The following is a 19,455-nucleotide window of genomic DNA, read 5'->3' on the forward strand; positions in this document are numbered from 1 at the left end:
GGATCCAACGCGCCAGGCGTGAGTGAAAAATTCCCTGGTCCCGCACGCGTCCAGGGGCGGCGTCACGCCCATTACCGCTGAAATCCAATAGTCCCATCAACAAGGACTCTGATCATGAATCGACGCTTTAGTCTGCGCCCACCGTCGAAGCAGCGAACCGTTTCCGCCGAAGAACCCGGTGTCGCCGAACGAGTGATGAATGCGTTTGAGTCCATCCTCGTAGAGGCGGGCGAGCGGGCTGCCACTCTGGAAGCTGTGGCAAAGATCGCGGGCGTATCGAAGGGGGGCTTGCTCCACTATTACCCAAACAGGGAAGATCTGGTTTCTGCACAGCTTGAGCGCTTTGATGAACTAGTACGGGAAGACATCCGCACCATGAAGGCAGCCGCCGGAGGGGCGGTCATGCACTTCCTCCAAACATCACTTTGGAGCAGTTCGCCCTTAGACAAAGCGTTTGTTGCCGTGAATCGCCTTGCGCCTATAGCACCTGCTGAGACGCAGCGCAGGCTAGCCGACGTCCAAAAGCAGTGGCTAGAGGTCCTGGAAGCAGAAGTCGGCCCAGAACTTGCCTTAGCGATCCGTTATATAGGAGACGGCTTGTTTTTCAATGCCGTGTTCCACCATGGCGAACCAGGCAACCAGCACCGCCGGGAAACCGATGTGGCCGACTTGGTAAGTCTTTTGCGAAATGTGCGAGGTTCCTAATTCTGGGCGCAGGTGCGCGTCCTTCACTCGCGCACGGCCCCGCTAACGGCGTGGTGCTGCGTGCGAGCCCGCTGGTATCACCGGGGCACACGCGCGGCTCGGGAATGAGCAAGGCAGCCTTACGACGCCAAAGTGCTCACGGTCTGGAAGTCGACGGCCAAAATCGCCCGGGACAAGGTAACGGCGCGGTCCGCCAACTTGTCAAGCTCGGCGTCGGTGCAATCGGTGGGAGCCCAGCGCGTGGCGCCCTCCAGGAGCGTGACCACCACCTGCACGTGCTCCGTCGGATTGGCAAAGCCCATGTCGCGGGCGGCTGCCTCGTACATCCGTTCGTGGAGCGTCACCCAATCGTCCACCTGCGCTCGGAGATCCTGGGGCAGGACTTCTGCCATCCTGTCGGTGGCTACGAGCAAATCCCATAAGTTGCTTTCCGGGAGCCGCACCTGCCGGGTGAAATGCAGTCTGACCATGGCGTCCCAGAACTCTTCCGCATTTGTGGCCGGCGCTACCGCCTCAAGCAGAGCGACGCCGAAGCGGTGGAAATGCCAGCGGAGCGATTCGGCTACGATCTCGTCCCGGCCGTCGGGGAAGTGGGAGTAGAGGCTGGGCGGTTTGATATTGACGGCATTTGCGATGGTCCGCATCGAGACGGAATTGAATCCATTGGCAATGGCGAGCTGAAGGAAAGCCTCAAGAATGTTCTGCCGGGCAGCTTTCTGGCCCGCCCAGTTCCACTCCTCCAGCCTGATTTGGAAGGCTGCCTTCGCAGCTTCGTAGGACGTCTCGCTCATAATGCGCCATCCTAACAGTCGTTAGGTAAATACAGACACATACCCTGTTGCCTCACGTCAATAGGTCCGGGAAGAGTGATTCGTTGCCTCACGTGAAAAGGTCCGGTTCAGGGGCTTGTTGAACCAGGTGTTGGTTTTGTAGTCCCTGGCCGGGGCTTTTGCTTTGGCGAGGGTTTCGAGTTCGCCGGTGAGGGCGAGGATCTGCCGAGACAAGGCGGCGGGTTTGATCCGTTTGAGCTGGGCGTTCATGCCGATAACTGCCCTTTTCCGGACTCCGGGGTGCGCTGCGGCCCGCTGGTGCGGGGTGAGGGCATGGTCGTGTTTCTTTACGACTTTCGCGCCGTGACGGGTCTTCGACAGGAGCTTCTGCTGGGGCAGCAGGTAGTTAGTGAAGAGCGCATCGAGGTCCCAGATCTCGTTGAGCTTGGCCAGTTCCGCCGGGGTGTCGTACCGGTAGTACCCAACGAGCTCACGGACCCTGGCCCAGTTCTTTTGCTCCACGTGCGCGCCGTCGTTCTTGTTCCCGGGCCTGGAACGAGTGAAAGTGATCTGCTGGGCGTGGCAGTACTCGAGCAGGTAATCGTTGATGAACTCGGTGCCGTTGTCCGAATCAATCCCCACGATAGGAAACGGAAACCTGCCCATCGCGTGCTGCAGGGCCTCGAACACCCACTTCTGGGCCTTGTTCGGCACGGACCGGTTCACTGTCCAGCCGGTGGCAATATCGGTGACCGTCAGCGTGTAACAGAACTGCCCCGACGCCACACCGCCTTCATGACCCACCAAATCGATTTCCACGAATCCCGGGACCGCGTCGTCCCATTCCGCCCATGTACGGATCGGGATCTGTGATTTCAACAGCGAGCCCGGTTTGGTATGGGAGCGCCCACGCAACACCAACTTCGCCCGTTCCGGTGCCAGCTTCCGGTCGATCGTGGCCGCGCTCATCCGCATCAACAACACCGCTTCATCATCATCCAAGGACAGCTCACCATCACGACGAAGCATCGGAACAAGAACCGGCAGCATCGGTGCCAGGCGTTTACCCGCCGGAGCCCGCAGAACGGCCCAGCACACCACCAACGCCTCCACGATCCGCGGACCATACACCGGCACCGGAGCCGGCCGGGCCCGCACGGGTCTGAGTTCCAACGCCCTTCGCAACGCACGCCGAGCATAATCCCGGTTCCACCCCGTCAACTCGACCAACTCATCGAGGATCCGGACCTTCTCGGCACGCGTTCCCCGGGCATAAGCACGCGCTTTGATCAAAGTGACCGCCTTACGCTGGCTCATCGTCAGACCCATCCCTCAAGGATGTCCGCGCCCAGCCCCAACCGGACCTTTTCCAGTGAGGCAACGTATCCACCCCAGCGGACCTTTTCCATGAGTCAACGCGCATACTTCCCTAACGTCTGTTAGTTAGGTACTCTGGAAGTGGCGCGGAGCACATGCACCCACCAACCCGGATGGTTTGAGGGAAGAGCAAACAATGGTCACCGAAAACGCGAGCCTGGGGGCTGCTCGGAACAACAACGTCATCCTCGGAAGCGGGCTTTCGGGAATGGTTGCTGCGTACATCGGCGCAAGGGCGCTGGAGGAAAACGCATCACAAGATGAGAACTGGAGCGCCGAGCGGGTGTTCCGTCCCATGCTGCCGAGATGGCGGCCACGAAAGTCCAGGCCAGGTGGATCTGGCCCGGCGTTGGCGTCCTGAACCGCATACTCAGAGAGAACCTCCCATGTCTGCAGAAGTACTGTCACCGTGGCCGAATGAAACCCCACGTGAAACCAACCGCGTCCGCGAGCTCTTCCTCATGCAACCCCATACCGACCTCAGCGGCATCCGTCCCATGGTGGCCCGTTCGTGGTACCGCAGCCGTGCTGCGGGCGTCGATGCCTTCGCGGACCGCGGGTTCTACGACGAAGGGCGGGTGGACGAGTACACGATCGCGGCGGCGGGACCGCACCTGCAGAAACTGGATGAAGTGGCTGCCGACTTGGGCGGATACGTCAACATCACCGCCCCCAACGGTGTCCTGGTCAAGGCCAGCTTCCTGCGGGATGACGGATTCCCCGCTGGGTATTCCCTGCTGGAGGAGAGTTGCGGAAGCAATGGCGAAGGTTTGGCCCTGGAAGAAGGGCGCGGTATCTGGCTGGCCCCGGAAGAACACTTTCGGGAGGACATGAGGGGCAACTGGTGCTTTGCTTCCTTGGTCCGGGACCCGTTCCATAACCGTGTGCGGGCCGTGATAGGTCTGACGCTCCCGGCAAACCGGGTCAGCACGCTGGAACCATCATCGACCCTGCTCATGCTCGAAGGCGTCGCTTCCCGGATTGAGCGCGACATCGAAGTCCGCACCTCATCGAAGGAGCGGGCACTGCTCAGTGAGTACCTCAGGATCTCACGCCGAAGGGGCAACCGGGCGGTCATTGCCGTCGACGGTAAAAACGCGCTCCAGAACGCATCCGCGACTGCCACGCTGGTGGACAGCGACTTTTCGATCATTTCCGGTTATGCCAAGGCCGTCATGGCGTCCGGCCGCGACATGAACTGCGAAGTTATCCTGCAAGGGCCGGGGCGTTCCACGCTGGAAATTTCACCGGTAACGCTTTCCGCGGCCAACGTCGGAGCAATTGTGGTGGTCCGGCCGCACGCGCCCGCCAAGGAGCGGGCAAAAGCCGCCGCCGGTGCTGCAATAACGCTGGAATCGGCGCCGCAAGGAACTGCGGATCGCTTATTGAAGCACGTGGACGGCACCAGCACGGAGTTTAAGCGAACCCTTAACCTGGCGCGGAAGGCTGTGGACCAGGACCGGTCCGTGGTGCTGATCGGTGAATTGGGCAGCGGGAAATTGCGGCTGGCCGATGCAATCGGGTCACTGCGGGGTGGCCGCGCGATAGTTGACGCACGCAACGGTGACCTCAGGAACCCCAACTTCAGGGACGTCCTGCACCGGGTGGCCACGGAGCTTCCAGCCACGTTGATCGTGGAGCACGCTGACGAGCTCTCACAGAATGAAGCAGTCGAGATCGCCCGGAACCTTCGCGGCCATTCCACCACCAAGCTGATCTTCACCATTACCCGCCCCACGGACGCGACCCTGCTGCTTTCCGAGGCGTTCGACGTCCTTGAAATCTCGGTGGCACCACTTCGCAACAGGAGGGAAGACATCCCACAGCTGGCGAATGCGATTGCCGGGGAGATGGGGGAGCGGCGGCTTTCCCGCAGGCTGCTCACGACGCTCACGCAAGCCGACTGGCCACGTAACATCGACCAGTTGAGGGCCGTCGTCTCCAACGCCGTGGAACGGGCAGGCGGTGCCGAAGTAACAGTGGATGACTTGCCACAGGGATTCCACCGAGTTTTGACGAAGGGTCGGCTTTCCCGCCTGGAAGACGCGGAACTCAGCGAACTGCGCACGGCGCTCCAGGAAGCAAACGGCAATCGCAGCCTTGCCGCGGAGACCCTGCAGATCGGGCGCTCCACTCTGTACCGGCGCATGGACTACTTCCGCAGCCGCGGCTTCGACCTCTGATTCCACGCAGGCAGCAGCCGACCTCCTAAAGAGGCCGGCTGCTGCGCGCTGCCCAGGCGGCGAAAGCCGGACGGCGGGTGGCCGCTTGTGCTGCCCGGCCCTCCCCAGTCGGTGGGACAAAGTGTCCCACTGTGGTGTCTCGATATGGCACGGATGGCCGCCGCGATATCGCGTTGTACTGGAAATCACCCGGCACCGGCACCCGTCCCAAGGAGTGTCCGGCAGCGACCGAGGGTACGAACACGAACAGGACGACTGACTATGACCCGCGATGCCCAGGGAACCATTCTTGTGGCCCCTCACCATTTCCCGGACCTGGACCGTGAGCACGCGCTCGCGGAGGAGTTCGGCTACACACTCAACCCCGCGGCAGACACCGATGCCTTCCGCGAAGGGCTTCCCGAAGCCGACATTGTGATGATCACGCCCTATGCCAAGCTCACTGCCGCCGACTTCCCGTTGATGACCAAGTGCCGTGCAGTGATCCGGTACGGAATCGGCTACGACAACATCGACGTCGCCGCGGCTACCGAAGCGGGTATCCCGGTCTCGATCGTTCCGGGCACGGCCTCGGAAGAAGTCGCCTCCCATGCCTTCGCCATGGGCCTGGCGTTGGCCCGCCGCCTACCTGCCGGAAACGCCGCCATTGACAACCTTGGCTGGGCCGGAACCATCGGCTACGACACCCCTGTCCTCTCCGAGCTTGAGGTCGGCGTCCTGGGCATGGGCCGCATCGGGCAGCACGTGGCTCGCATGTACTCCTCTGTAGGAGCTCGCGTGCGCGCTTATGATCCCTTTGTCACGGAGAGTTTCGTGGAGATGACGGGGCTTCAAGACATCCTGGAAAATTCCGACGTCGTCTCCCTCCACCTGCCGCTGAACGACGAGACGACGAACCTCATCTCCACCGACGTCCTCGCCAAAATGCGTCGAGGCACAGTGATCGTCAACGTGTCCCGCGGCGGACTCATCGATGAAACCGCGCTCGCCGAAGCATTGGCCTCCGGGCACATCTCAGGCGCCGGCATCGACACCTTCGCCCAGGAGCCGCTCGGTGCGGAACACCCCCTGCGGACGGCGCCAAACGCCATCCTCACGCCGCACATCGCGTGGCGTTCCAACCGGTCGACAGGTGCCCTACAGGACGGTGCCGTGGAGCGCGTACGCCTCGCGCTGACCGGCCAGCCGCTCATCGACCTCGTGAACTGAAACGACTCGTGAACTGAAACGACTCGTGAACTGAAAAGACTGGAGAAACCCGACTTGGCTACCACCAATCATTTGGAAGACCTCGCTGCGTTGCAGAACCCTGCAGAGGATCCGCATCTGCGCCGTGGGCCGCGCGGCTTCCCGCTGCTGCCTGGCGGCTACGGCCGGTCAACCTACTACACCGGCGCACCAAGCCCTTACGCCATCAAGGGCGAGGGCTACCGGGTGTGGGATGACCGCGGCCGTGAACTGATCGACGCGAACAACAACTTCACGTCCCTGATCCACGGCAATGCCCACCCGGAAATCACCGAAGCTGCAACCAAGGCCCTCACCACTGGTGCAAGCTGGGGTATCCCGAACCTCTACGAATGGGAACTCGCCGAACTCCTGCTCGGCCGCCTTCCCGAATTGGACCAGGTCCGTTTCGCAAACTCCGGCACCGAAGCCGTCATGTCCGCGATCCGCATCGCCCGTGCCAGCACTGGCCGAGAGCGCGTTATCGTCACCAAGGGCGGATACCACGGAACGTCCGAGGTTGCCCTGGTTCCCGGTGGACCGTCCTACCAGCGCGGCGTCACCCGCGGCGTGATCGACGACGTCACAGCGGTTCCGCTGAACGACGTCGAATTCCTTCGCCAAGCGGTCGAGGCCGCTCCGGACGCCTACGCTGCCATCATCCTGGACCTGCTGCCCAACCGTGCCGGCCTCCTTACCATCAACGAGGACTTCGTCCGGACTGCCCGGGAGCTGGCCACCCGTTACGGCATTGTCCTGATCATTGATGAGGTCATCAGCCTCCGCCTTGGCTACAGCGGCTTCAGCGGCGAATACGGGGTTACCCCGGACCTGCTGACCACGGGCAAGCTCATCGGCGGCGGATTCCCCGTTGGAGCTGTCTGCGGCACGGCCGAGCTGATGGCCGAAGTGGACCCGACGCTCCCTGGCAGCCTGCCTCACGGTGGCACCTTCTCCGGCAACCCAGTGAGCATGGCAGCGGGTTCCGTCGCCCTGCGCCTTTACACGGAAGATGAGGTCAAGCGCCTGAACCAGTTGGGCGACACCGCTCGCGACACGGTCAACGCCAGTGTTGCCGAAGCCGGCTGGGAGATCCGCGGCCGCGGCTCACTCCTCCGCGCGGTTCCGGCCGGTGCAGAGAAGGTGGACGAACACACCCAGCACAAGCTGTGGTGGGCCTCTTACGAGCGCGGCCTGCTGGGCTCCCCGGCCAACCTGTTGTCGCTGTCCACGCCCATGGACGAAAAGGTTGTCGCTGACATTACGGACCGCCTGGCCGACGCTGTCCTGGCAGTCGCCGCAGGGGCTCCCACCACGGAAGGCGCAAAGTAGCCATGAAGATTGTTTCCTACGAACACGAGTCCGGCGTTCGCGGCGGCGTCCTGATCGATGACACCGTCTATGACCTGGAGCTGCTGCTGCAGGGTTCCCGCCAGGCGGTGCACGGAGCCACGACGTCCGTCCGGGAATTCCTGGAATTCTACGGTGACAGGCTTGAGGCCATTTCGGCCGAGGTCAGCGCATTGGCTGGTCGGGACCCCGAAGCCCATGTGGGTACCCGGGCCGATATCCGTTTGACCGCACCTGTACCCAATCCTTCCAAGGTGCTGTGCATAGGACTGAACTACAAGGACCACGTTGCCGAGACCGGCCGCGCGTTCCCGGAGTACCCGGACGTTTTCGCCAAGTTCGCCTCCACCATGGTTGGACCCGAGGACGAGATCGGCGGTGCGAAGATCAGCGAGAACCTCGACTTCGAAGGCGAGTTGGCAGTAGTCATCGGGCGCACGGCCAGCGGGGTCACCGAAGAAGAAGCGCTGAACTATGTTGCAGCGCTTGCCCCGCTGAACGATGTCACCGCTCGCGACTTGCAGTACCGCGGGACCCAGTGGCTGGCAGGCAAGGCCGTAGACGGCTCAAGCCCGTGGGGTCCGGCCATGGTCACCCTGGACGAAGTGGGCGATCCCCAAAACCTGGACCTCGCAACCCGCGTGAACGGCATCGAAGTGCAGCGCTCCAACACGAGCCACCAGATCTTCCCGATCGCGCGGATCGTCTCCTACCTCTCAAGCTTCCTCACCCTGGAACCGGGCGACGTCATTGCCACAGGGACCCCGCAGGGCATTGGTGCCAAGCGGAATCCACCTGTCTGGCTGGAACCGGGAGACACGGTGGAAATCGAGATCGACAAGGTGGGGCTGCTCCGCAACACCGTGGGCAAGCCCCAGCTCTAACCCCCTGCAAGCTCTACGAAAGTAATGAAGACCATGAGTGATGTACAAACACAAGCAAGTGAGGCCAGGTACCGCATCGCCGTCGACACCGGCGGTACCTTTACCGACGTCGTGGTCGGTTCCAACAGCGGTGACATGGCGGTGGGCAAGGCGCTGACCACCTACGACCGCGTGTTCACCGGCTTCGAAGCGTCCGTCCGCCGTGCAGCCGAGTCCGTTGGCTGGAGCGGTGACGATGTTCTGCGCAACGCAGACGTCATTGTCTACGGCACCACCCACGCCACCAATGCAGTGCTCACCGGTAAGGTCGCCAAGACTGCGCTGCTGACCACGGACGGTTTTGCCGACACCCTGCTGCTGCGCGAAGGTGGTCGCCGTGACGCCTTCGATTCCAAGGCTGCCTACCCGCCGCCGTACATTCCCCGCCAGCTAACCTTCGAAATCACCGAGCGCATCTCTGCCGAGGGCGAAGTCCTGGTGGCACTGGACGAAGAACAGGTCCGCGAAGTCCTCGGATCCTTCAGGGAACAGGGCATTGAAGCCGTAGCCGTTTCCTTCCTGTGGTCCATCATCAACGACCTCCACGAGAAGCGCGTTGCCGAGCTGATCCAGGAAATTCTTCCCGGCGTTCCGTACACGCTCTCCAACGCGGCAAATCCCACCATCCGCGAATACCGACGCTCCTCGGCAGCCTCGATCGACGCTTCCCTGAAGCCGTTGATGGCCGACCACCTGGGCAAGCTCCGCTCCGACCTCCAGGAATACGGCTTCGCCGGGGACCTGCTGGTGGTCACCTCAGAAGGTGCCGTCCTCGACGTCGCCGATGTCCTTGACCGTCCCGTCCTGCTTCTGAACTCCGGCCCGTCCATGGCACCGCTGGTGGGTGCGGCAGCTGCTCCAGACCACGACACCGTGGTGGTCTGCGACATGGGCGGCACCACCTTCGATGTGTCCTTGGTGGAGAACGGCGTGGTCCGTCACACCCGTGAAGCGTGGCTGGGGGAGCCGTTCGTCGGTCACCTCACCGGCCTGTCCTCCGTAGCGGTGTCGAGCATTGGCGCCGGCGGCGGGAGCATCGCCTGGATCGACGGCGGCGGGCTGCTTCGCGTGGGCCCGCAGAGTGCGCGCAGCACCCCCGGTCCGGCAGCCTACGGCCGCGGCGGCGAAGAACCAACCGTCACGGACGCTTGCGTGGCGCTCGGCTACCTCGACACAGAGGGCTTCGAAGGTGGCTTCACCCTGAACCGCGAGGCTGCCATCAAGGCCATTGACACCCGCATCGCCGGGCCGTTGAAGATGGACACCCTCCAGGCCGCCCAGGCCATCCTGGATGTCTCCGCCAACCACATGGCCACCGCCATCCGACAGTCTGCCCTCGAACAGGGCGTTGATCCCCGGGGCGCGCTCATTGTTGCCGGCGGTGGCGCAGGTGCCATGGTCGCAGCGATCATCGGCAGGCTTCTGGAAGCCGACACCGTCCTTGTCCCGGCGACCGCCGGCGTCCTGGCCGCCTACGGCGCCCACCGCGCCCCGATCGCCACAGAGTTCCTCTCCCCGCTGCACAACGACACCCGCAGTTTCGACGCCGGTTCGGCCTCCCGCGCTGTGGAGGATCTGACAGCCAAGGCTGAGGCCTTCGTGAAGCGCTTCGATGGCGTGGGCGAGGCACCCAAGGTCACCTACTTCGTGGATGCCCGGTACCCCGGCCAGGCCTGGGACCTCCGCGTCTACCTCGACGCCGCCCCGGACACCTCCGGCGATGCGGCAGGCATCATCGAGCGCGCCTTCCACGAAGAGCACGACCGCCGCAACGGCACCCACGACCCCGACAGCCGCGTGGAGATTATCACCTGGGGCGTCCGCGTGGAGATCCCGCGTCCGGAGAACGCCAAGTCTGAAAGCGAACTCAGCCGAACGGCGGAAATCCACCGCACCGACGACATCGTGTTTGGCGGCGAACCTTTCAGCACCCAGCGCTACCGCGGCGTGACGCTCGCCCCCCGCGACAAGATCATCGGGCCTGCCGTCATCGACCAGCCAACCACCACCATCGTCGTGCCGCCGGAGTGGGACGCCACGCTCGATGAACGATCCAACATCTACCTCACCCGTAAGGAGGCGTAACCGTGACCCGCGAATTCGATCCCGTAAAGCTCTCGGTCCTTGCCAACGCATTCGACGGCATCGTCCGCGAAATGACCAACGGCCTGCTCCGCTCCGCCCGCTCATCAGTCATCAACACCGCCCGCGACTTCTCCTGCGCCGTACTGACTGCAGACAACCAACTGCTCGCCGCGGCCGAAGGAGTCCCCGTGCACGTCTTCGGTGCCGGTCCGCTGGGCGAAGACATGGTGGAACTGCACAAGGACATCCGGGAAGGCGACGCGTTCCTGCACAACGATCCCTACATGGGTAACTCGCACGCTGCAGACCACGTGATCCTGGTGCCCATCTTCATCCAAGGACGCCACCTCTTCACCGCCGTGACGAAGGCCCACCAGGCCGACTGCGGCAACTCGCTTCCCACCACGTTCTTCGCAACAGCGCGGGATGTCTATGAGGAAGGCGCGCTGATCTTCCCCTGCGTCCGGATCCAGCGCGACTACACAGACATCGACGACATCATCCGCATGTGCAGGTCCCGCATCCGTGTGCCCGACCAGTGGTACGGCGACTACCTCGCATCCGTGGGTGCTTCCCGTATCGCCGAGCGCCGCATCCACGAGCTCGCAGAAAAGTTCGGAGTCGATGACCTGGTGGACTTTGTGGACGCCTGGTTCGACTACTCCGAGCGACTGACCGCCGGCGCAATCGAGAAGCTGCCCGAGTACGTCCTCCACGGCACCTCTGCCCACGATCCCTTCCCCGGCACCGGACCGGACGGCGTGCAGCTGCAGGCGACCCTCGAGGTGAAGCCCAAGCAGGGCAAGATTGTGATCGACCTGCGCGACAACCCGGACAACCTTCCCAACGGCTTAAACCTCACCAAGGCAACGGCCACCGGCGCCGCATTGGCCGGCATCCTTTCCGGCATTCCGGAGAACCTGCCGAGCAACGCTGGAACCTTCCGCCGGGTGGAAGTGCTGCTGCGTGACGGCTGCGCCGTCGGTGTTCCGAAGCACCCGTACTCCTGCTCCTCGGGCACCACCAACCTCGCCGACCGCGTAGTGAACATCGTCCAGGCCGCGTTCTCCCAGATCGACGACGGATACGGCACCGCCGAGGGTGCGGCCGGCCAGGCACCCGCCAAGTCGGTCATCTCCGGCACGGACGAACGCAACGGCAACGCCTATGTAAACCAGATCCTGGTAGGCGGTGTCGGCGGGCCGGCTACCCCGTTCGTCGACGGATGGCCCACCTACCAGCGTCCAGTGTGCGGCGCCCTGCTGTACCACGACAGCGTGGAAGTGGACGAGCAGCGCTACCCGATCCTGGTTCACGAACGCACCCTGGTAGCAGACACCGGCGGAGCCGGCCGCCAGCGCGGCGGACTCGCAACCCGCGTCACCATGGAACCCCGTGGGGAGAGCGTCACCCTCACCTACGGCATCGAAGGCAAGATCAACCCGCCCAAAGGTGTCCGTGGTGGCCACGACGGGGCAGAACCGTCCGCCTGGGTAGAGGACCTCAAGACCGGCGAACGGCGCGAGATCCCGGTAGTAGGCCGCTACGACCTGCAGTCGGGCGAGAAGGTCGTATCCATCACCCCCGGCGGTGGCGGCTACGGCGATCCGCTGGAGCGTGACGTCCTCGCAGTCCTCGACGACTACCGGGAATCCCGCGTCACTGCCGAGGCAGCAGCTGCCGATTACGGCGTGGTCATCACCGACGGCGCAGTTGACGAGGCAGCCACAGCGAAGGCCCGTCAGGAACGCCTGGCCGGCTAGCCGACAGCTATCGCAACCCATCCCGAGGCGGGGTATATTCCTCGCCTCGGGATGTTCCAACAAACATTTACGGAGATTCACATGGAACCCATTCGAGTCGGCATCATCGGCGTCGGAAATGTACTTAACCAATACCTGGACAAGATCGGCGTCCACCCCGACGTCAACATCGTTGCGCTCGCGGATGTGAACCCCGAGGCAGTCCGGAAGCGTGCTGCCGAGTACGACGTTCCCAAGGCCCTCACCCCGGACGAGTTGCTCGCAGATGAAGACGTGGAGTTGGTCCTCAACCTCACGCCGCCCAAGCTCCATGCACCGGTCACCCTCCAGGCGATCGCGGCCGGCAAGCATGTCCTTTCCGAGAAGCCCTTCGCCACGTCCCTTGAGGAAGCGAAGCAGATCCTGGACGCGGCACGGGAAGCCGGCGTCAAGGTTGGCTCCGCTCCCACCACCTTCCTGGGTTCCGGCATGCAGACCAGCCGCAAGCTCATCGACGACGGCTGGATCGGTGAGCCTGTTGCAGCTTTCGCGTCCTTCGCGTGCCGCGGTTATGAGCACTGGCACCCGAACGTGGACCCGTTCTACAGCCCCGGAGCTGGCCCCATGCTGGACATCGGACCGTACCTGATCACCAACCTGGTGAACTTCTTCGGCCCCGTTTCCCGCGTCTCAGCAACCACGCCGCGTTCGTCCGAGACCCGTCCCCGCCCCGGCAAGGAGGGCGAAGTCATCCAGATCCAGACCCCTACGCACGTCACGGGCACCCTCGACTTCGAGTCCAGCGCCACAGCTACGGTGATCGTCAGCTGGGACATCTGGAACCACAACCTGCCGCACCTGGAAATCTACGGCACGGGCGGTTCGCTGGCCGCCCCGAACCCGGACCACTTCTCCGGCGCTCCCGTGCTGCGCCGCGGCGAGCCTGGCGACCTTGCACTGGACATGACCCCTCCCGGTGGCGGAGATTGGCGCGAAACACCCATCACCCACCGGGACGACGCCTACCGTGGCATCGGCCTGGCCGAATTCGGTTACGCCATCCGCAACGGCGTGGAACCCCGGACCGGCGGCGACTTCGCCTACCACGTCCTGGAAGTCCTCCTCGCCTTCGAGGCGTCCTCTGAGCAGGGCAAGCACATCGCGATCAAAAGTACCTGCGAGCGGCCCCGGCCGCTGCCCTCCGTGGGACCGCAGGAGCCTTACCGCTTCGACTAAGACAACCGAAAACAAACAGCAGCCGACGGCGGTACGCACGTACCGCCGTCGGCTGCTGTTGTTTTCGTGTCCGGGAACATGGGTGCTGCGTCCCAAACTGGGACACAACTTTGCTTCCCCATGGTGAAAACCTGATGTTCGGGCGAATCGGTTTGCAAATGCCGACGCACCTACGAATTTAGGAGAACCCATGACTAGCACAGCCGCTGCTGATATCGGCACCGAGGTCAATATCGCAGCCGATAAAAAGGCCGTCCGCCGCCGCACTGTCGCACAAGCCATCGTTGAGTATTTGCAGGTCCAGTACAGCGAACTCGATGGTGAAAAACGGCGTCTGATCGCCGGTATGTACGGCATCTTCGGGCACGGCAACTCCGTTGGCCTGGCCCAGGGCATCGACGAATACGGCGTGGACTTCCCGCATTACCAGGGCAAGAACGAGCAATCCATGGTCCATGCGGCCATTGGTTTCGCGAAGGCTTCCAACCGTGCTGCCACTCTGGCCTGCACCGCTTCAGCAGGCCCAGGATCCACCAATATGGTCTCCGGTGCCGCCACGGCCACCACCAACCGCCTCCCTGTGTTGCTGTTCCCCGCGGACATCATCAACAACCGGTTCGGCGACCCGGTGCTGCAGCAGATCGAGCACCCCGTTGAGCGAGATGTTTCCGCCAACGACTGCTTCCGTCCCGTCAGCCGATACTTCGACCGGATCACCCACCCTGCACAGTTGCTGTCAACGCTCCCGGAGGCCATGCGCGTCCTCACCGACCCGGTGGAAACCGGTGCCGTGGTGGTTTGCCTTCCGCAAGACATCCAAGGTGCCGAGTTCGACTTCCCGGAGTCCTTTTTCACCCCGCGCGTCTGGCACATCCGCCGTCGCCCGGCCGTTGAAGACGAGCTGCGCGACGCCGTCGAAATCATCCGCAACGCCAAGCGTCCGCTGCTGATCTCCGGTGGCGGTGTCCGCTACTCCAAGGCACAAGACGAACTGGCACGCTTCAGCGCGGAATTCGGCATCCCGGTGTCAGAGACCTACGCAGGCAAGGGCAGCGGACCCATCACCGATCTCAACCTCGGTGCGCTGGGTGTGACCGGAACCGTGGGCGCCAACGAGATCGCAGATGGTGCTGATGTGGTGGTGACAGTGGGTTCACGCCTGCAGGACTTCATCACCGCTTCCCACTCGCTCTTCCAAAACCCGGACGTAAAGTTCGTGAACCTCAACGTGGGTTCGTTCGACGCCCACAAGATGGGCTCGTTCCCCGTGATCGGGGATGCCAAGCTGAACCTGGCCGCCCTGCGGGAGCGCCTCGCCACCGTCGGATACTCGACGTCGGACGAGTTCCGCAGCGACATCGCAGATGCCCGCAAGGCCACGCAGGAGGTGCGCAAGCACGACCTTCAGGATTTCGCCGGCGAACTGATGAGCCAGGCCCAGGTGATTGACGTACTCAACAAGTGCACCACCAGCGACGATGCCCTGATTTTGGGATCCGGCGGCGTGGTTGAAGGCATCCATAAAGCGTGGGATCCCTCCAACGGCACCGAAATTCACTTCGAATACGCCAACTCCTGCATGGGCCATGAGATCCCGGCCGGCCTCGGCTACCGTTTGGCCCGTCCCGAAGCGCCGGGCGAGGTGTACGTCCTGATCGGTGACGGTACCTACTTCATGCAGCCCACGGAATTGGTCACGGCTGTCCAGGAACGCAAGAAGATCATCACGATCGTGATCGACAACCGCGGACACCAGTGCATCTGGCCCCTCCAGGTTGCTAAGGGTGGTCCGGGCCGCGAATTCGGCACCCAGTACCGGGAACGCAGCAAAGAGTCAGGTCGACTGGACGGGGCGATCCTCGACTTCGACATCGCAGCCAACGCAGCCAGCATGGGCTGTGCTGCCTGGTCCACGACGACGATCGAAGAGTTCTCGGCCGCCCTCACCGAAGCGCAGGAAGCCGAGGGCCCCGCCGTGATCGTGGCCCGTGTTGAGCCGTGGCGCTACCTTTCCGGCAATGGCGCCTTCTGGGACGTTGGAGCTCCGATGACTTCGGAGCGACCCGCCACCCTGGAGGGTGCTGCCAAGCACCTCAAGGGCCGTGAGCGCCAGCGCTTCTACGCTGCCACCACCGCACCTGAAACGCGCTAAGCGCACCGGGCGGGATCGCTACGCAGCGGTCCCGCCCGTCGTCTTACGGGCTTGCCCGTTCTTTCTGATTTTCGTAACAAAGGAGCATTCATTATGAGCGCATTTGCCGTTACTGATCCGGCCACCGGAACCATCCATGCTGAGTACCCCGCCGCCACTGACGCAGAGGTGGAAGCCGGGCTCAGCGCCGCCCAGCAGACCTACCAGGAATGGTCCCGCACCACCACGGTGGCCGAGCGCGCGGCCTTGGCCAAGCGTCTTGCGGACCTGTTTGTCGAGCGCAAGGACAAGCTGGCCGCCATCATCAACCGTGAAATGGGCAAGCCGCTGCAGCAGGCCGTGGGCGAGGCCGAGTTCTCCGGGTCCATCGCAGCTGCTTTCGCCGAGCATGCCGAGGAATGGCTGGCCGATGAGCAACTCGAAGTAGCCGACGGGCTCCGGAGCTTCTTCCGGTACCAGGGCCTTGGCGTGATCCTGGGCATCATGCCGTGGAACTACCCCTACTACCAGGTGGCACGGTTCGCGATTCCGAATATCATTCTGGGCAACACTGTTATCGTCCGCCACGCCAGCCAGTGCCCCGAATCGGCGTTGGCGCTGGAGGAACTCTTCCGCGACGCATGCTTCCCGGAGGGCGCCTACGTCAACCTGTTCGCCACCCATCAGCAGATCTCGGAGATCATTGCCGACGACCGTGTGCAGGGTGTCTCACTTACCGGTTCGGAGCAGGTGGGAGCGATCGTGGCTGAGCAGGCGGGGCGCGCGCTGAAGAAGTGCGTACTGGAGCTTGGCGGCGCCGATGTGTTCCTTGTTCTGGACACGGACGACGTGGACCTTGCGGTGAAGAAGGCCGTAATGGGCCGCATGGGCAACACGGGCCAGTCGTGCAACGGTTCCAAGAGGATCGTGGTGATGGACAAGTACTTCGACGAGTTCTCGGAGAAGTTCAAGGCCGCCATCGCCGGACAGTCCTACGAGAACGGCGATTTCGGGCCGATGTCTTCCGATTCGGCCACCAAATTCCTGGCCTCGCAGGTGCAGGGCGCCTTGGACCAGGGCGCCGAGATCCTGGTGGGCAACAATGAGCCCAAGGGCAACGTCTTCACGCCGACGGTGATCACCAACATCACCCCGTCCATGGATGTCTACAGCGAGGAGCTCTTTGGCCCCGTGGCCCAGTTGTACAGGGTCGGCAGCGACGAGGAAGCGATCAAACTGGCCAACTCCTCGCCGTACGGCCTGGGCTCCGTGGTGATTTGCGACGACATGGAGCGCGCCGAGCGCGTCGGCAACCAGCTCGACGTCGGTATGGTCTTCGTGGGTGCCTACGACCTCAGCGGTGCGGACGTGCCGTTCGGCGGCGTCAAGAAGTCCGGGTACGGCCGCGAACTCGGCAAGGTGGGCATGCTGGAATTCGCCAACAAGAAGCTGTTCCGCTTCGCCAAGTAGCTTCAGCGCAGCAAAATCAGCGCACCAAAAGGGAGGCCGGATCATCGCGATCCGGCCTCCTTCTGTGTCCAAAGGGCTTAGGCCCCGTACGTCGTCTTTCCGGAGACTTCCGGAATCTCCACCCAGTCGCCGGAACCGGCGCTGCGCAGCGAGGCATCCACCAGCTCCGAGGCCGACCAACCATCGGCCACCGAGGGTCCAAGCTGCTTGCCCTCAGCCACGGAACGCAGGAAGAGCGCGGCTTCGATGGTCTTGAGGTCGTTGAAGCCGATGCCCGGGCCGGGGCCCGGCTGGAAGCGCCCGAACTCGCCGTAGGCCGGAGGGGTCATGATGGTCCGGTAGCCGCTGCGGTCCGTAGCGAGTTCAAGTTGGTTCATCCGTTCGAAGTTCCAGCGCAGGGAGCCTTCCGTGCCGTACACCTCGACGATGTATTCGGCGTGCGGACCAATGGCAACGCGGGTGGATTCGAACATGCCGATCGCGCCGCCTTCGAAGCGGGCCAGCATGGCGGTGTAGTCCTCGTTTTCCACCTCACGGGTGACATCCGAGGCCTGGCCCATGTCGAAGGAGTTGGAGGAGTTGCCGGCCGGCAGCGGGCGGTCCTTGATGAAGGTTTCCGTGACGGCATTGAGCGAAGTGATGCGCCCAACGAGGAACTGTGCAAGGTCAAAACCGTGACTCAGCACATCACCCAGGACACCGGAGCCCGCCCGAGCCTGCTCGTAGCGCCACGTGAAGACCTGCGTCGGGTCGGAGGCGTAGCCGGTCAGCAGGCGGATCTGCACGTTGGTCACCTTGCCCAGTGCGCCGGAGCGGATGAGCCGTCTGGCTTCAGCTACGGCCGGTGCATGCCGGTAGTTGAACCCCACGGACGTGATGAGTCCTGCAGCCTCGGCACCTTGGGCAATCTCGCGGGATTCCTGGGCACTGCGGCCCATGGGCTTCTCGATCCAAAAGTGTTTTCCGGCCTCGATGGTAGCCAACGCAATTTCGTGGTGGAGGAAGTTCGGGGAACAGATCGAGACGACATCAACGTCCGGGTTCTCGAGCACCTTGCGGTAGTCGGTGGCGGTTTCCCTGTAACCGAGCGCGTCCTCGGCGTGGTGGCGGCCGGCGTCGTCGGGGTCTGCCGCGATCACAAGCTCGGGGTGGCGCGGCAGTTCAGGGAAGAACTGCTTGGTGGCGAGGTAGGCGCGGGAATGCAGTCGCCCCATCCACCCCACCGATATGAGGCCAACGCCAATGCGTTTCTGGTCTTCCAAAGTGGACTCCTTAGTCTGTGCCGCTCTCCGGCGGTGCTGTGCCGCAGAGATAGGCGGCATCTGCGCATCAGCCTATGGAGGCAAGGTGTGTGCGCTGTGTCTCAATCTGAGACATCCGGAGCTGGCGTCCGGCTGTTTGAGTGGAACGTACTAGTCCAGCAACGCCAACCAAGAGGAGCCCGTCGACGATGATGGACCGCAGTCAACAAACCCGTAACGAACCTTTGCGGGTGCTCGTCACGGGCGCAACGTCCGGCGTCGGAGAAGCGACCGCAAAACTCTTCGCGGCGCGGGGTGCGCGGGTGGCCCTCATGGGGCGGCGCGCCGGAGAGCTGCAACGGGTTGCAGGAGAGATCGACGGCGGCGCACACCAGGTGGTCACCGACGTCGCTGACGCCGACTCAGTCCGGAATGGCGTCCGGGGCGCCATCCACTCCCTCGGTGGGCTCGACGTGGCGGTCAACGCTGCCGGGGTTGCCGGTTACGCGCCCCTGGAGGACCTGGACGAGCACCGCTGGCGCGAAGTGCTGGACACCAACCTCTCCGGCACGTTCTACGTTGCCCGGGAAGCGGGCCTCCACATGCGCAGAGCCGGGGGAGGAGCGATCGTCAATGTTGCCTCGGACCTCGCAACCATGGGAGTCGCCGGGCTGGCCCATTACTGCGCAGCGAAGGCAGGCGTCGTGGGGCTTACCAAGGCGCTTGCCGTGGAGCTGGCGCCCCATGTCCGCGTCAATGCCGTCTGCCCCGGTCCGATTGATACGCCCATGCTGCGCTCGGGCCTGGACGCCGAGCCGGATCCCGTCCTGGCTCTGCAACAGAAGCAAAGCACTGTGCCGCTGCGCCGGTTCGCTGATCCCGAGGAGGTGGCAGCAGCCATCTATTTCCTGGCCGTTGACGGCACCTTCGCCACCGGCACCAGCATGGCGTTCGACGGCGGCACATCCGCCGCGTAACTGCCACACCCAAGACCTCATAGAGACAAACAAGCCAA

At 63.4% G+C, this 19,455-nt stretch carries 14 protein-coding genes; 11 read left to right on the forward strand and 3 right to left on the reverse strand.

Features of this window, described 5'->3' with window-relative positions:
• The first annotated feature begins 114 nt into the window (after positions 1-114).
• Complete coding sequence (locus EYS21_RS16835) at positions 115-705, forward strand: TetR/AcrR family transcriptional regulator (protein WP_131134384.1); 591 nt, start codon at positions 115-117, stop codon at positions 703-705.
• Between the two features lie 119 nt (positions 706-824).
• Here EYS21_RS16835 and EYS21_RS16840 read toward each other — a convergent pair whose 3' ends face one another.
• A complete protein-coding gene (locus EYS21_RS16840) occupies positions 825-1,496 on the reverse strand; it encodes a TetR/AcrR family transcriptional regulator (RefSeq protein ID WP_131134385.1) in 672 nt (223 codons plus the stop codon).
• A gap of 57 nt (positions 1,497-1,553) precedes the next feature.
• Positions 1,554-2,804, reverse strand: coding sequence for a DDE-type integrase/transposase/recombinase (locus EYS21_RS16845; protein ID WP_165478339.1), 1,251 nt, complete (start codon positions 2,802-2,804; stop codon positions 1,554-1,556).
• Positions 2,805-3,238: 434 nt separating this feature from the next.
• On the opposite strand from EYS21_RS16845, the gene EYS21_RS16850 reads away from it, so the two are divergent.
• From EYS21_RS16850 to EYS21_RS16890, 9 genes are all read left to right on the forward strand, one after another.
• A complete protein-coding gene (locus tag EYS21_RS16850) occupies positions 3,239-5,035 on the forward strand; it encodes a helix-turn-helix domain-containing protein (RefSeq protein WP_131134386.1) in 1,797 nt (598 codons plus the stop codon).
• Between the two features lie 261 nt (positions 5,036-5,296).
• Positions 5,297-6,244 carry a C-terminal binding protein gene (locus EYS21_RS16855; RefSeq protein WP_131134387.1) on the forward strand — a complete coding sequence of 316 codons (948 nt, stop codon included), beginning with the start codon at positions 5,297-5,299 and terminating at the stop codon, positions 6,242-6,244.
• Between the two features lie 54 nt (positions 6,245-6,298).
• Positions 6,299-7,594, forward strand: a complete 1,296-nt coding sequence (locus EYS21_RS16860; protein ID WP_207307799.1) for an aminotransferase class III-fold pyridoxal phosphate-dependent enzyme — start codon at positions 6,299-6,301, stop codon at positions 7,592-7,594.
• A gap of 2 nt (positions 7,595-7,596) precedes the next feature.
• Positions 7,597-8,496: a fumarylacetoacetate hydrolase family protein gene (locus EYS21_RS16865; RefSeq protein ID WP_131134388.1), complete on the forward strand. Its 900-nt coding sequence runs from the start codon at positions 7,597-7,599 to the stop codon at positions 8,494-8,496.
• A 33-nt stretch (positions 8,497-8,529) separates the two neighbouring features.
• Positions 8,530-10,620 carry a hydantoinase/oxoprolinase family protein gene (locus EYS21_RS16870; protein WP_131134389.1) on the forward strand — a complete coding sequence of 697 codons (2,091 nt, stop codon included), beginning with the start codon at positions 8,530-8,532 and terminating at the stop codon, positions 10,618-10,620.
• A gap of 2 nt (positions 10,621-10,622) precedes the next feature.
• Positions 10,623-12,383, forward strand: a complete 1,761-nt coding sequence (locus tag EYS21_RS16875; RefSeq protein WP_131134390.1) for a hydantoinase B/oxoprolinase family protein — start codon at positions 10,623-10,625, stop codon at positions 12,381-12,383.
• A gap of 81 nt (positions 12,384-12,464) precedes the next feature.
• The gene (locus EYS21_RS16880) at positions 12,465-13,598 is read left to right on the forward strand and encodes a Gfo/Idh/MocA family oxidoreductase (protein ID WP_242633463.1); all 1,134 of its coding nucleotides are present in this window, start codon (positions 12,465-12,467) and stop codon (positions 13,596-13,598) included.
• A 190-nt stretch (positions 13,599-13,788) separates the two neighbouring features.
• Positions 13,789-15,750, forward strand: a complete 1,962-nt coding sequence (gene iolD, locus EYS21_RS16885; protein WP_131134392.1) for a 3D-(3,5/4)-trihydroxycyclohexane-1,2-dione acylhydrolase (decyclizing) — start codon at positions 13,789-13,791, stop codon at positions 15,748-15,750.
• Between the two features lie 93 nt (positions 15,751-15,843).
• The gene (locus tag EYS21_RS16890) at positions 15,844-17,199 is read left to right on the forward strand and encodes an aldehyde dehydrogenase family protein (protein ID WP_207307800.1); all 1,356 of its coding nucleotides are present in this window, start codon (positions 15,844-15,846) and stop codon (positions 17,197-17,199) included.
• A gap of 77 nt (positions 17,200-17,276) precedes the next feature.
• Here EYS21_RS16890 and EYS21_RS16895 read toward each other — a convergent pair whose 3' ends face one another.
• Positions 17,277-18,461 carry a Gfo/Idh/MocA family oxidoreductase gene (locus EYS21_RS16895; RefSeq protein WP_131134394.1) on the reverse strand — a complete coding sequence of 395 codons (1,185 nt, stop codon included), beginning with the start codon at positions 18,459-18,461 and terminating at the stop codon, positions 17,277-17,279.
• A 188-nt stretch (positions 18,462-18,649) separates the two neighbouring features.
• On the opposite strand from EYS21_RS16895, the gene EYS21_RS16900 reads away from it, so the two are divergent.
• Positions 18,650-19,417, forward strand: a complete 768-nt coding sequence (locus tag EYS21_RS16900) for an SDR family NAD(P)-dependent oxidoreductase (RefSeq protein ID WP_131134395.1) — start codon at positions 18,650-18,652, stop codon at positions 19,415-19,417.
• Positions 19,418-19,455: the final 38 nt, after the last annotated feature.

Origin of the sequence: Arthrobacter sp. S39 (assembly GCF_004320525.1) — a bacterium.
Taxonomy (GTDB): domain Bacteria; phylum Actinomycetota; class Actinomycetes; order Actinomycetales; family Micrococcaceae; genus Arthrobacter.